The sequence below is a fragment of the Streptomyces sp. NPDC047043 genome (assembly GCF_040644055.1).
GTDB lineage: Bacteria > Actinomycetota > Actinomycetes > Streptomycetales > Streptomycetaceae > Streptomyces.
This window is the reverse complement of record NZ_JBEYVO010000003.1, coordinates 1-12,772: the sequence shown is the minus strand read 5'-3', so window position 1 is coordinate 12,772 and position 12,772 is coordinate 1. Positions and strand designations below refer to the sequence as shown.

The 12,772-nt window shown below is 71.7% G+C and carries 15 protein-coding genes; 6 read left to right on the top strand and 9 right to left on the bottom strand.

The features are described from left to right. Positions 1–290 precede the first annotated feature (290 nt). From ABZ880_RS05255 to ABZ880_RS05235, 5 genes are all read right to left on the bottom strand, one after another. On the bottom strand, positions 291–965 hold the full coding sequence (locus tag ABZ880_RS05255; RefSeq protein WP_361257154.1) for a class F sortase: 675 nt from the start codon (positions 963–965) through the stop codon (positions 291–293). A 4-nt stretch (positions 966–969) separates the two neighbouring features. Beyond that, positions 970–1,572 (bottom strand): hypothetical protein, encoded by a 603-nt coding sequence (locus ABZ880_RS05250; RefSeq protein ID WP_361258155.1) that lies wholly within the window; start codon positions 1,570–1,572, stop codon positions 970–972. Between the two features lie 102 nt (positions 1,573–1,674). Next, positions 1,675–2,454, bottom strand: a complete 780-nt coding sequence (locus ABZ880_RS05245) for an HAD-IIA family hydrolase (protein ID WP_361257151.1) — start codon at positions 2,452–2,454, stop codon at positions 1,675–1,677. Positions 2,455–2,540: 86 nt separating this feature from the next. Then, the gene (locus tag ABZ880_RS05240) at positions 2,541–3,287 is read right to left on the bottom strand and encodes a hypothetical protein (RefSeq protein ID WP_361258152.1); all 747 of its coding nucleotides are present in this window, start codon (positions 3,285–3,287) and stop codon (positions 2,541–2,543) included. A 345-nt stretch (positions 3,288–3,632) separates the two neighbouring features. Further along, complete coding sequence (locus tag ABZ880_RS05235) at positions 3,633–4,721, bottom strand: ROK family transcriptional regulator (RefSeq protein WP_361257148.1); 1,089 nt, start codon at positions 4,719–4,721, stop codon at positions 3,633–3,635. Positions 4,722–4,793: 72 nt separating this feature from the next. On the opposite strand from ABZ880_RS05235, the gene ABZ880_RS05230 reads away from it, so the two are divergent. From ABZ880_RS05230 to ABZ880_RS05220, 3 genes are all read left to right on the top strand, one after another. Continuing rightward, positions 4,794–5,861: a Gfo/Idh/MocA family oxidoreductase gene (locus ABZ880_RS05230; RefSeq protein ID WP_361257146.1), complete on the top strand. Its 1,068-nt coding sequence runs from the start codon at positions 4,794–4,796 to the stop codon at positions 5,859–5,861. Next, positions 5,858–6,361: a heme-degrading domain-containing protein gene (locus ABZ880_RS05225; RefSeq protein ID WP_361257143.1), complete on the top strand. Its 504-nt coding sequence runs from the start codon at positions 5,858–5,860 to the stop codon at positions 6,359–6,361. Before ABZ880_RS05230 ends, ABZ880_RS05225 begins: the two co-directional genes overlap by 4 nt. 82 nt (positions 6,362–6,443) lie before the next feature. Next, the gene (locus tag ABZ880_RS05220) at positions 6,444–7,310 is read left to right on the top strand and encodes an LLM class F420-dependent oxidoreductase (protein WP_361257140.1); all 867 of its coding nucleotides are present in this window, start codon (positions 6,444–6,446) and stop codon (positions 7,308–7,310) included. Positions 7,311–7,420: 110 nt separating this feature from the next. On the opposite strand, the gene ABZ880_RS05215 is transcribed toward ABZ880_RS05220, so the two are convergent. From ABZ880_RS05215 to ABZ880_RS05200, 4 genes are all read right to left on the bottom strand, one after another. Then, positions 7,421–8,278, bottom strand: a complete 858-nt coding sequence (locus ABZ880_RS05215; RefSeq protein WP_361257137.1) for a fumarylacetoacetate hydrolase family protein — start codon at positions 8,276–8,278, stop codon at positions 7,421–7,423. Positions 8,279–8,393: 115 nt separating this feature from the next. Next, a complete protein-coding gene (gene yidC / locus ABZ880_RS05210) occupies positions 8,394–9,101 on the bottom strand; it encodes a membrane protein insertase YidC (protein WP_361257134.1) in 708 nt (235 codons plus the stop codon). Between the two features lie 81 nt (positions 9,102–9,182). Beyond that, positions 9,183–9,494, bottom strand: coding sequence for a DUF6412 domain-containing protein (locus ABZ880_RS05205; RefSeq protein WP_361257131.1), 312 nt, complete (start codon positions 9,492–9,494; stop codon positions 9,183–9,185). A gap of 52 nt (positions 9,495–9,546) precedes the next feature. Beyond that, entirely contained in the window at positions 9,547–10,086 is a 540-nt protein-coding gene (locus ABZ880_RS05200; protein WP_361257127.1) for a helix-turn-helix domain-containing protein, read from the bottom strand. Between the two features lie 69 nt (positions 10,087–10,155). Between ABZ880_RS05200 and ABZ880_RS05195 the strand changes: the two genes are divergently transcribed. The 3 genes from ABZ880_RS05195 to ABZ880_RS05185 all read left to right on the top strand — a co-directional run bounded on the left by ABZ880_RS05195 (position 10,156) and on the right by ABZ880_RS05185 (position 12,625). After that, positions 10,156–11,580 (top strand): MFS transporter, encoded by a 1,425-nt coding sequence (locus ABZ880_RS05195; protein ID WP_361257124.1) that lies wholly within the window; start codon positions 10,156–10,158, stop codon positions 11,578–11,580. Positions 11,581–11,786: 206 nt separating this feature from the next. Next, positions 11,787–12,179 carry a hypothetical protein gene (locus tag ABZ880_RS05190; protein WP_361257122.1) on the top strand — a complete coding sequence of 131 codons (393 nt, stop codon included), beginning with the start codon at positions 11,787–11,789 and terminating at the stop codon, positions 12,177–12,179. Between the two features lie 53 nt (positions 12,180–12,232). Continuing rightward, on the top strand, positions 12,233–12,625 hold the full coding sequence (locus tag ABZ880_RS05185) for a hypothetical protein (protein ID WP_361257119.1): 393 nt from the start codon (positions 12,233–12,235) through the stop codon (positions 12,623–12,625). The last annotated feature ends 147 nt before the right edge of the window (positions 12,626–12,772 follow it).

Here is a 12,772-nt window from a genome sequence, read left to right as displayed (position 1 = left end):
GGAAGGGGCCGGAAGCCGGTCGTAGAACCCTGAATCACCAGCGTGAATGACGGAGAGCCACCGTAGCGGAACCTGGCGTTAATCACCCCCTAGGCTCTGACGCTCATCCGTTCTAGAGTCTTCTCAGATGGCCCCAGTCCCCGGCCAGAACAGCCACTGTGGCCCCTGAACCTCCCGCGCCGGTCGCCGGGTTACTCCCGCAGCCCGTGCGCGCGCGGTTGAGGACCAGCCCGGTCGGCGGCCTCGGGGGGAGCGGGCCGCCGACCGGGCCAGGTAGGGGTCGGGTGCGCTCACAGACCGGTTCCGGTTCCGGTGAGGTACGCCGAGACGATCACGTTCGCCGTGTAGGTGCGGCTCGCCCGGTCGAAGGTGCCACCGCAGGTGATCAGCCGCAGCTCGGCGCGGCCCGACTCGCGCTGGGCGTAGGCCCGGCGGGCGTCGAAGCGGTCGCGGGTGAGGACCTGGACGTCGTCCACGGTGAAGTCGGCGACCTTGCCGTCGTCGCGGGCCACCCGGATCGTCTCGCCGGGGCGCAGGACGCTGAGCTTGTAGAAGACGGCGGGCCGGGTCTCGGTGTCGACGTGCCCGACCATGAGCGCGGCTCCGGCGGCCCCCGGTTTCACCCCGGCCCCGTACCAGCCGACGACGCCCGCCTGGTCGAAGGGCGGCGGATCGACCGCCCCCTGCGCGTCCAGGCCGCGGGTCACCACGGGTGCCTGGACGCCCAGGCCGGGGATGTCGATGCGCTGCGGCAGCGCGTCCCTCAACGGGCGTGCCGCGGGCGGCAGTTCCGCATCGGGAGGCCGTCCGACCGCGGCCATGTCGCCGGTGGTCGGGGCGGCCATGCCCTGCCGTACGTCGGTCACCTGCCGGCCCCACAGCCACAGCCCGAGCAGCAGCACGGCCCAGGCCACGCCCGTCAGGAGACGTCCGGTGCCGGAGAAATGCTCATGGTCGTCGGACATCGGGTCAGCCCGTTCCGCGACTCCGGCGGGCCCTCAGCAGCCCCACGGCCGCCGCGGCGACGCCCGCGAGAACCAGCCCGGTCACCGCGTGCCATGTGTTGGGCCCGGTCGCGCGGGCGTCCACGGTGGCGAAGTGCGCGGCACCACCGCCGCCCGCGTCGACGGGGGCGACGGGCGAGGCGTGGACAGTGGACGGGACCGCCGACTGCGGCTCGGGCTCCGCCTGGGAGTGGGAGCGCGGCTTGGAGTGGGACGGCGACTGCGACTGCGACTGCGATACGACGGTGATCCTGCCCTTGATCACGAAGTCGGCGCAGGTGATCTTCACGTCGTAGGGGCCGGGCTCGACCGAGGTGCGGATGCGGGTCTCCCCGGCGAGGGCCCCGTCGGCGCCCGCGAGACGCGCGTCCGCGACGAACGCCGCCGACACCGCGGTGGCCGTCCTCCCGGAGCAGCCGCTCACGCTGAGGGCGACGTCGGCGCCGGCGGTTGGCGTGGACGGGGTCACCGAGACGTCGCGTCCGTCCCCGTCCGCCGCGTGCGCCACCGGGGTGAGCGCACAGGCGGCCAGGAGACCCGTACAGAGAGTGAGACGTAGTGAGCCCATCGTGAAAACCTCCAGACACACTGGAGGCTCCTCCTCGGGCCCGCGCCCCGCATCCTCAGCGGCGGCCCACTACTCCGAACGGGTCATCCACGAGCCGCCGCCTCAGACCCGGTCGACGAGGTCCGCGATCGAGTCGACGACCTTGGACGGCCGGTACGGGAAGTCCTCGACCTGCTCGGGCCGGGTCAGCCCCGTGAGCACCAGGAACGTCTGCATCCCGGCCTCCATGCCGGCCAGCACGTCGGTGTCCATGCGGTCGCCGATCATCGCGCTGGTCTCGGAGTGGGCGCCGATCGCGTTGAGACCGGTCCGCATCATCAGCGGGTTCGGCTTGCCCGCGAAGTACGGCTTCTTGCCCGTCGCCTTGGTGATCAGCGCGGCGACGGCACCGGTCGCGGGCAGCGGCCCCTCGGTGGAGGGGCCGGTCTCGTCGGGGTTGGTGGCGATGAAACGGGCGCCGCCCTGGATGAGCCGTACGGCCTTGGTCATGGCCTCGAAGGAGTACGTCCGGGTCTCGCCGAGGACGACGTAGTCGGGCTCGTGGTCGGTGAGGATGTAGCCGATGTCGTGCAGCGCGGTCGTGAGCCCCGCCTCGCCGATGACATAGGCGCTGCCGCCCGGCCGCTGGTCGTCCAGGAACTGGGCGGTGGCCAGCGCCGAGGTCCAGATGGACTCGACGGGCACGTCCAGGCCCATGCGGCGCAGCCGGGCGTGCAGGTCGCGCGGGGTGTAGATCGAGTTGTTGGTGAGCACGAGGAAGGGCTTGCCGGACTCGCGCAGCTTCTTCAGGAAGGCGTCGGCGCCGGGGATCGGTACGCCCTCGTGGATGAGCACACCGTCCATGTCGGTGAGCCACGACTCGATGGGCCTGCGGTCTGCCATGTGCGGGATCTCCTGCCGTACGCATGTACGCGGTGCTGCGTGCGCCCCCAGGGTAAACACTGGCCGGATCTTGCGGAATGGGCGTCTCAGCGGCGTCTGCGCTGCCTTCGGGCCAGCAGCAGCGCGCCGCCGGTGACGAGGACGGCGGCGGTGGCGACGGCGCCGCCGGGGGTGCCGAGGCCGGTGCGGGCGAGTTCGTCGGCGAACGGGAGGCGCGGGGCACGGCTGGGCGGGGTGGTGCCGGTGCCGTTGCCGTTGCCGGTGGTGGGTTCCGGGGTGGGGTCGTCCTGGATGCGGAAGGAGTAGTCGTTGGACTGGCCGACCCAGTCGCCGTCCTGGTTCTCCCGCTGGACGACGGCCGCGTCGACGGTGACCTGGTTGGGTACGGCGTCCGAGGTGAGCGCGAGGCGGAGTTTGACCGTGACGGTCTTCTTGGGGGCGACGGTGAAGCCGGGGAACCCGTCGAAGGCGCCCACGAGTTCGTCCTCGTCGGTCTTCTCGAAGCGGACGGCGCGGGGACGGGAGCCGTCGTAGAACTCCAGCCGCGGCTGGGACGGCTTCAGTGCGCGCTTGTCGTCGACGAGTACGACGACGGGGTGAATGTCTGCGCAGGTCCGGGCGGTGGTGTTGGTGAGGTCCAGATACCAGGTGCCGAATCCGCCACCGGCCTCGTAGGCGTCGGGGCCGCCGTGGATGCGGGTGGTGAGGGGGAAGGCGCGGCCGTCCGGTGCCGCGCAGGTGGGACGGGAGGTCGCGTGAGCCGGGGCCGCCGCGGGCAGAAGCGCGGCTGCTGCGAGGCAGAGGGACAAGGGCGTGCAGAGTCGCATGAACAGGTGACTGTGCCCGGCGGCAGTACGGATCGGCTGCCGCCATTCCGAGCACGGGCTCGAACGGCCGCATGATGCCGCCCGATCGGACCCGTCGGGCGCACCCGCACCACAGCACCTGCCGGCCGGTCGTGGCGGTGGAGCGGGCACCGCGGATCGGGGCAAGGGGACATGGGCGCCGGGTGCCGGGTGCCGCGGCGGCCGTACCGACGGGGCTGCGCCCGTCGCGACGGGACATGGCTTCCCGCCGTCGCCGTCCGGCCCTCCCGCACACTCACACACTCGCACGCCGGCAGCGCCGCGCGGCCGCCCTCCCGCCCGGGCCACCCGCACAACCGCCCTTGCCGCCGATCACCCGTCCCCCCGCCCGAACAACGGCGCCAGCACCAGCTGTGCCGCCCCCTCCGCCACCCCGCCGGAGGCCAGGCGGGCCGGGATCGGGGGCTCGCCGGCGCGGTGGGCGCGGTTGTCGAGGGCGGTGGAGACGCCTCGTACGTAGGTGTCCGGGTCGGTGGCGATCGTGCGGCCGCCGAGCAGTACCAGGTCCACGTCGAGGAGGGCGACCAGGTTGCCCGCGCCGGTGCCGAGTACGCGGGCCGCTTCCCGGGTGTCGCCCCGGGCCGCCGCCGCCAGGCACAGTGCCTCGACGCAGCCGCGGTTGCCGCACTCGCAGGGCGGCCCGTCGAGCTGGATGACCTGATGGCCGAACTCGCCGGCGCCGGTCCTGGCCCCCCGGTGCACCGCTCCCCCGATCACCAGCCCGCCGCCCAGCCCCGCCCCGAAGTGCAGATACGCGAAGGACCCGGCCTCGCCCCGCACCGCAAGGCCCAGCGCGGCGGCGTTGGTGTCCTTGTCGACCACGACCGGCAGCCCCAGCCGCCCGGCGAGCACGTCCCGCAGCGGGAAGCCGTCCCACTCGGGCAGCCCGGTCACCCGGTGCAGCACCCCGCGCTCATGGTCGAGCGGCCCGGGCAGCGCGACCCCGACACCGAGCGCGCCCCCTCCGGAGACCGCCTCCAGCAGTTCCCCGACCTCCCGGACCGCCCGCCCGACGACCGCCTCCGACCCCGCGCCCAGGTCCAACTCGGCCTCGCGCCGCGCCACCACGGCACCCGTCAGATCGCAGAGCACCGACGTCAGCTCGTCCCGGTCCAGGTGCAGCCCCACCGCCTGCCCCGCCTCCGGCACGAGCCGCAGCACCGTGCGCGGCTTGCCCCCCGTGGACGCCCGCCGTCCCGCCTCCGCCGCGAGCCCCTCCTCCCGCAGCCGCCCAGTGATCTTGCTGACCGCCTGCGGGGTCAGCCCGGTCCGCTCGGCGAGCTCGAGCCGGCTGATGCCCTCCGCCCCCGCCGTGCGCAGCAGGTCGAGCACCAGCGCCGTGTTGTGGCTGCGCAGCGCGAGCAGGTTCACACCGCCGCCCGTCCCACCCGCAGTCCTCATGTTCGTCCTGTCCACGCCCGCCATTCTCCCCCGCGCTTGCACTTTGGCAACAGCGTTGCCAAAGTGGGAGGCATGACTCGTACTCCTCTCCGCGTGGGCCTCGTCGGCTACGGCCTCGCGGGCTCCGTCTTCCACGCCCCGCTGATCGCCGCCACCGAGGGCCTCGTCCTCGACACCGTGGTCACCTCGAACCCGGAGCGGCAGGAGCAGGCCCGCGCCGGGTTCCCGGACGTGCGCGTCGCGGCGACCCCCGACGAGCTGTTCGACCGCGCCGCCGAGCTGGACCTGGTCGTCGTGGCGTCCCCGAACAAGACGCACGTCCCGCTCGCGACCACCGCCCTCAAGGCCGGCCTCCCCGTGGTCGTCGACAAGCCGATCGCCGGTACCGCCGCCGAGGCCCGCGAGCTCTCCGCCCTCGCCGAGGAGCGCGGCCTGCTCCTCTCCGTCTTCCAGAACCGCCGGTGGGACAACGACTTCCTGACCCTCCAGCAGCTGCTGGCCGAGGGCGAGTTGGGTGACGTATGGCGCTTCGAGTCCCGCTTCGAGCGGTGGCGTCCGCAGCCCAAGGGCGGCTGGCGCGAGTCCGGCGACCCGGCAGAGATCGGAGGTCTGCTCTACGACCTGGGCAGCCACCTCGTCGACCAGGCCCTGGTCCTCTTCGGCCCGGTCACCACCGTCTACGCCGAGTCGGACATCCGCCGCCCGGGCGCCGAGGCGGACGACGACACGTTCATCGCGCTCACGCACGCGAACGGCGTCCGCTCCCACCTCTACGCCACCGCGACGACGGCCCAACTCGGCCCGCGCTTCCGGGTGCTGGGCTCGCAGGCCGGTTACGTCAAGTACGGCCTCGACCCGCAGGAGGCGGCCCTGCGCGCGGGCGACCGCCCCGGGCCGGAGTGGGGCAGGGAGCCCGAGTCCCTGTACGGCCGCCTCGGCGCGGGCGAGTCCCCGCTGACCGGCGGCGGCACTCCCGTATCCACCCTCCCCGGCGACTACCCGTCGTACTATGCGGCCGTGACCAGGGCCCTCAACGACGACGGTCCCAACCCGGTGACCGCTCTGGAGGCGGCCGCCGCACTCGACGTGCTCGAGGCGGCCCGCCGTTCGGCCCGCGACGGAGTGGCGGTGACGCTGTGACGCACAACACCGAGATCACGCCGAAGTTCCACCCGGAGATCACTCCGCCCCTGGAGGAACTGGAGGCCCAGGAACGCCGCCTGGTCTTCAGCCAGTTCACCTACGAGGACGCGTGGGCGCTGGGTTCGCTGCTGGTGGAGCTGGCCCGGGAGCGCCAGGCGCCGGTCGCGATCGACATCCACCGCGGAGGCCAGCAGCTCTTCCACGCCGCGCTGCCGGGCTCGACCCCCGACAACGACGCCTGGATCGCCCGCAAGCGCCGGGTGGTGGAGCGCTACGGCTCGGCCTCCTACCTGGTCGGCGCCCGCTTCCGCGCCAAGGGCTCGACCTTCGAGGACTCCTCCCGCCTGGACCCCGACGAGTACGCGGCACACGGCGGCTCCTTCCCGATCAACGTCCTGGGCGTGGGCGTGATCGGCTCGGTGACGGTGAGCGGGCTGCCGCAGCTGCAGGACCACCGGTTCGTGGTGGAGGCGCTGGAGGAGTTCCTCAAGCGCTGACGGGATCGCCGAACGGGGATTAACGCGAGGCACCCTCCGGTTGGCACCGCTGTAGAGCACACCGACCGGAGGGACCGCATCCGTGAGTGACGCCTTGAAGCAATCCGTCGGCCGCTACGGCATCTGGAGCGTCGGCCTGCGCTCGGAGGACCCGTCCCTCCGCAGCGAACTGGCCGACTCGGCGGCCGAGTTGGAGGAGTTGGGCTTCGGGGCCGTGTGGCTGGGCGGCAGCAGCGCCGCCCGCCATGCCGTCCCCCTGGTCGAGGCGACCTCGAGGCTCACCGTCGGCACGAGCATCCAGTCGATCTGGCAGTACGAGGCCGCCGAGAGCGCGGCGGGCTTCGCGGACCTGGAGGCGTCCCACCCCGGCCGCTTCGTCCTCGGCCTCGGCGTCAGCCATGCCAAGATCGCGGACCAGTACCGCCGCCCGTACTCGGCCCTGGTCGCCTACCTCGACGCCCTCGACGAGGCAGGCGTCCCCGCCGACCGCCGCGTCCTGGCCGCGCTCGGCCCCAGGAGCCTGGAGCTGGCCCGCGACCGCTCGGCAGGCTCGGTCCCGTATCTGGTCACCGCCGAACAGACGGCCAGGGCCCGCGAGATCCTGGGCGAATCCCCGCTTCTGGCACCGGAGTTGAAGGTCATCCTGGAAACGGACCCGACCCGCGCCCGCGCCGTGGCCCGCGGCACCCTGGCCATGTACCTCGCCCTCCCGAACTACACCAACAACTTCCTCCGCAACGGCTTCACCGAGGAGGACCTGAAGGACGGTGGCAGCGACCGCCTGGTGGACGCGGTGTTCGCATGGGGCGACGACTCCACGATCCGCTCCCGCATCGAGGACTTCCTGACAGCGGGCGCAGACCACGTAGCCCTACAGGTACTGGACAACGGCTCCCGCGACACCCTCCCGAGGGAGGCATGGCACAGACTGGCCGCTCTGCTGGCGTGACCCTTCGGCTCTGGCGTTTGCTTTTAGGGGCGCGGGGAACTGCGCGATCAGCCACGGACGGCCCGCAGCCGACGAACGACCGCAGTTCCCCGGCTCTCCCAGCGGAGCGTCTACGCGTCCTTCAACTCCTGCCGCTGCCGACCAAGCCCAGAAATCTCCAGCTCCACAACGTCCCCGGCCCGAAGAAACGGCTTCGGCTCAGGCCGCCCAAGAGCAACCCCCGCCGGCGTACCGGTATTGATCACATCACCCGGATACAGCGTCATGAACTGACTGACGTACCGCACGACTTCACCCACCGGAAAGATCTGCTCGGCAGTCGTCCCGTCCTGCTTCAGCTCCCCGTTGACCCAGAGCTTCAGCGACAGATCCTGCGGATCGGCGACCTCATCGGCCGTCACCAGCCACGGCCCCAGCGGATTGAACGTCTCGCAGTTCTTCCCCTTGTCCCAGGTCCCGCCCCGCTCGATCTGGAACTCCCGCTCGGACACGTCGTGCGCCACCGCATACCCCGCGACATGCCCGAGCGCGGCCTGAGCCGACTCCACATACCGAGCCGTACGCCCGATGACGACCGCCAGCTCGACCTCCCAGTCGGTCTTCACCGACCCCCGAGGCACCAGCACCGTGTCGTTCGGCCCGACGACCGTGTCCGCGGCCTTGAAGAAGATGACCGGCTCGGCGGGCGGCTCGGCCCCGGTCTCGCGCGCGTGGTCGTGGTAGTTCAGCCCGATGCACACGATCTTGCCGATCCGCGCGAGGGGCGGCCCGACCCGCAGCCCGGCGGCGTCCAGCGCGGGCAGCTCTCCGGCGTCCGCGGCGGCCCGGACCCGGCCGAGCGCGGCGTCGTCGGCGAGCAGCGCCCCGTCGATGTCCGGGACGACCCCGGAGAGGTCCCGCAGCACCCCGTCGGCGTCGAGCAGCGCGGGCGCCTCCGCTCCCGGCGTACCGACTCGCAGCAGCTTCATGATCACAGTCTCCCTCGATCGCGGGTGCCCGCCGACGGGTGCAGCCATCGGAGGACTGGTCGATCCTCCAAGCTGGGCGTCCAGTCCGCAATACCCGGTTCACGGACTGGACCGGTCAGGAGTAGAGCACCGCTCGCTCGACCGCACTCCAGGTGGTGCTCGTCACCACGTACAGCGCGGCGGCCAGCGGCACCACCGCCACGGTGAAGAGCGTGAAGAAGGACATGAACGGCATGACCTTGCTGACCGCGCCCACCCCACTGGGCTGTTCCGGGACGGCGTTGTCGGCCATCATCCGCCTGGTACGCCGGTAGTTGAAGGCGGCAACCACCGCGACCACGACGAACAGCCCGAGGTACACCAGTCCCGCACCCCCGAACACCCCACCGTCTCCGAGCGCGTCCATCCACCGCCCGCCCAGCGGCGCGGCGAACAGCTGGTGAGCGAGCAGACCATTGCTTTCCCCGCCGATGCTCGCGCTCGAGAACAGGTGGTACAGCAGGAAGAACGCCGGCAGTTGCAGCAGCCCGGGCAGGCACCCGGAGACCGGCGACACCTTCTCCTCGGCGTGCAGCTCCAGCACGGCCTGCTGGAGTTTCTTGGGGTCGTCCTTGTGCCGGGTGCGCAGCTCGGTGATCTTCGGCTGCAGCGCGGTGCGCGCCTTCTGGCCACGCGCGGCGGCCCGGGACAGGGGATGCACGAGCAGTCGTACGAGAGCCGTGAACAGGACGATCGCGGCGGCCGCGGCGGTGGCGCCGAACAACGGCTGGACGAGATGGGCGAGTTGCTCTACGAGATCGGCGAACACTGAGAAAACGGACATGGGTGAGCCCTCCGAGGGTCATGCCGGAATGTGGTCGTGACGGCATGACGACCCTCGCGAGGGCGGTCGGTGGTGTGTGCCCTACGCGACGGTCGCCGGAAGGGCGAGTCCGGGCGCTCGGGGGCGGGTGCGCCCCTTGGCGTCGGGGTCGCGTTGCGGCAGGAAGGCCGTACGGCGGGCGCGGTCCCGGATCGCCGTCCGCACCCGCGTCGGCGGCACCGCGGGCGCGCAGCGCGCGGCGACCAGGGCGCAGGCGGCGAGCGCGGACCCGGCCGCGGCGGTCGCGGCGAGCGCGACGGTGGCGGTGAGGGTGCCGGTGTCGAGCAGGGCGACCTGGACGAGCAGGAGGAGGAGTACGACGGCGGGGCGCATGGTCGCCCGGTCACGGATCATGCTCTGCGCCCCCTCTCGTACGTACGCCGACCGCTGTGTTCGTCCGTGTTCGTTATACCTGACCGGCCTCGGCAGGCAGCACGATGGGCTCCAGCAACCGCTTCGGCTTCAGCAGCGCCCGGCTGACCGGATCCGCCGGGTCCGGACTCAGCCCGGGCCCCGGCTCCATGAGAACGTCCTCGACCGGTACGACGGTTCCGCACGCGGCGCATTCGCCGTACGGCCCGAGTTCGGTGCCGCAGTCGGCGTGCCGGAAGTAGCGCAGCTGGCTCTCGTCGAAGTGCTCGCGGCCCCACCGGCCCAGCGAGCGCAGGGTGGGCCACAGCGCGATGCCGCGCTCGGTGATGACGTACTCGTCGCGCGGCGGCGACTCCTGGTACCGCCGCTTCTCGAGGATCCCCTCCGCGGTCAGCGACTGCAGGCGCGCGGCGAGGACCGCGCGCGGGATGCCGAGGTGGACGAGGAAGTCGTTGTACCGCCGGACGCCGTAGAGCGCGTCGCGCACGACGAGCAGCGTCCACCGCTCGCCGATGATCTCCAGCGCGCGGGCGATGGAGCACTCCTGTGTCGCGTAGTCCTTGCCCAGTGCCATGACGTCCACTGTAACCATTTTTCGAGGAGTTGGTTCAATGACCGAACCTATGGTGTTACGGTTCACGACATGACTAGGTTCAATGAACGAACCCTCACCGAGGTCGACGCGCCGAGCACGACGGGTACGTCGAGTACAAAGACACCGCCCCTTGCGGAGGCACCTCCGCATCCCCGTGCCACCCTCGCCCTGACCAGCGCGGCGACGGCCGTGACGTTGATGACCTACACCGCCCCGGTGGTCACGCTCCGGGACACCGCGGCCGCCCTGCACACCCCGCTCTCCGCACAGGCCTGGCTCATCAACGGCACCCCACTGGGCCTCGCCGCCCTGCTCCTGGTCGCCGGCAGTCTGGCCGACGACTACGGCCGCCGGCGCATCTTCCTGGCGGGCACGCTGACCTTGGGCATCACGACAGCCCTCGGCGCCCTTGCCTCCTCCACCCTGCAGTTCACGCTGGCCCGCATCGCGCAGGGCGCGGCGAGTGCGGCGATCCTGGCGAGCAGCCTGGGCCTGCTGGTCCACGCCTTCCCGACCCCACGCGGCCGACTGCACGCGACGGGCGTGTGGGGAGCGTTCGTGAGCGGCGGCATCGCGGTCGGCCCGCTGCTCGCGGGTGCGATGCCCGACTGGCGGGCGGCGTACGGCGTCCTGGGCGCGACGGCGCTGGTCGTGGCGGTCCTGGGGACGCGTACGTTGACGGAGTCCCGCTCGCCGAGGGGCGGCCGCCCCGACATCCTGGGCGCTCTGACCTTCGGCCTGGCGCTGGTGTCCCTGGTCGCCGCGCTCACCCTCGGCCGGGACGGCTGGCTGCGCGCGGAGGTGGGCCTTCTCTTCCTCGCGGCCGCGGTCCTGGTGGCCGTGTTCGCACTGCTGGAACACCGGACCACGACCCCCATGATCGACCTGAGCCTGCTGCGCCGCCCGGGCTTCCTGGCGTCGTCCGCGGGCGGTCTGTTCACGGGCCTCGCGGTGATCGGCCTCTTCAGCTTCCTGCCGGTGCTGTTCCAGCAGGTGCTCGGCCTGTCCCCCATGGACACGGCGTGGCTGTTCCTGCTCTGGTCGGGCCTGTCCTTCGCGGTCGCCCTGCAGGCCAAGCGCCTGGCGGGCCGCGTCCCGCCCCGCCACCAACTGGCCGTCGGCTTCGCCCTCCACGCGGCCGGCGTCCTGACGATGCTCGGCGCGATCGACTCCGGCTCCTGGCACCGCCTCCTCCCCGGCCTGATCCTGGGCGGCATCGGCAGCGGTCTCCTGAACGCCGCCCTCCCCCTCCTCTCGGTCGAATCGGTCCCGGCAGCCCGGGCCGCCATGGGCTCCGGCGCCCAGCAGACCTTCCGCTACATCGGCTCCTGCGCCGGAGTCGCCCTGACGATCGCCACCGTCACGTCCTCGAGCGGCGGCCTGGGCCACGGCGCGAACATCGCACTGCTGGTGTCGGCGGGGCTGGCGCTGTCGGCTGCGGTGGCGGTGCTGGTGCTGCGCGAGCGGGGCTGAGCGCGAGGCCCACCAAGTCACCCTGAGAACTCTCAGGTTCCCGTCCGATCGCCTGCGCTCCACGATGTGGAGGAGCAAGCCGGCCCGGCATCTTTCGACGGTCTTCGAAGTGTTGGCGGCTGCCTCTGGGCCGCACCTACGTTGAGGCGCCGGGGAATCGACGACAGGGGGACACCATGGAGAGTCACGTCCGTCACGCGGGACCAATGCGCCGTCGCGCCGCTGCGTTGGCCGGCGCACTGGCGCTGGCCGGAGTTGCGGTGGGCGCGTCCGCCTCGCCGGCATCGGCCGCGGGCTGGGCCTGCGACCACGACGGGCACACGGTGTGGTGTGCGTCGGTGACCGGCATCTCGGCCGGGTCCTACCTGGCCTCCCACAACGGGCCGTCCTACGGCTCGGGCACGACCGGGCACCGCTACTACAACGGCAACACGATGATGCTGGCCTGCTGGACCACGGGCGACGGCGACGCGGACGGCCACGGCGACCACTACTGGTTCGCACTCGACTTCGACAGCGACAGCGGATACATCAACGACTGGTACGTGACGACCGGATCGCCTTCCCAATGGCAGCCGCACGTACCGCACTGCCGGTGAGAACAGCGCAGCAAGCACCCGCCCCCCACCTACGCTCCCGTCAGGAGATCACCATGCGCCGCGCCTTCGTCGTGCTACTGGCCTGCCTGGGGCTGACCGCGCCCGTGACCGTCGCCGCATCCACGGCCGCGTCCGCCTCACCGGTCCTGTCAGTGCAGACCGCCGCCTGCAACTCGGGCCATGTCTGCATCTACAAGGGCGACATCTGGGACGACAGCCCCAATCACGCAAAGGTGTACGACTTCTACTACTACGGCACGTACAACGTGCACAATCTCATCGGCGACTACACCGTGCTGAACTGCCAGACAGGCGGCGCAGGCGTCAAGGGATTCAGGGGATACAACGGCACAGGAAGCGTGACGTGGGATCTCGACGCAAACAACTGCGCGGGCGGTCTTTGGACGGACCTCACCCCGACGAACTCGGTGAGGCTGTACGCCTGACCCCGCTCTTGTACGAGGGCCCGCCAACATACTGGCGGGCCCTTTCCGCTACCTAGGAGTTGTCTTCAAATGTCACGCCCACATCAGCAGCGATGCGAGGGTGACGGCTGCTTGGTAGGACTCGGCGGTCTTGTCGTAGCGGGTCGC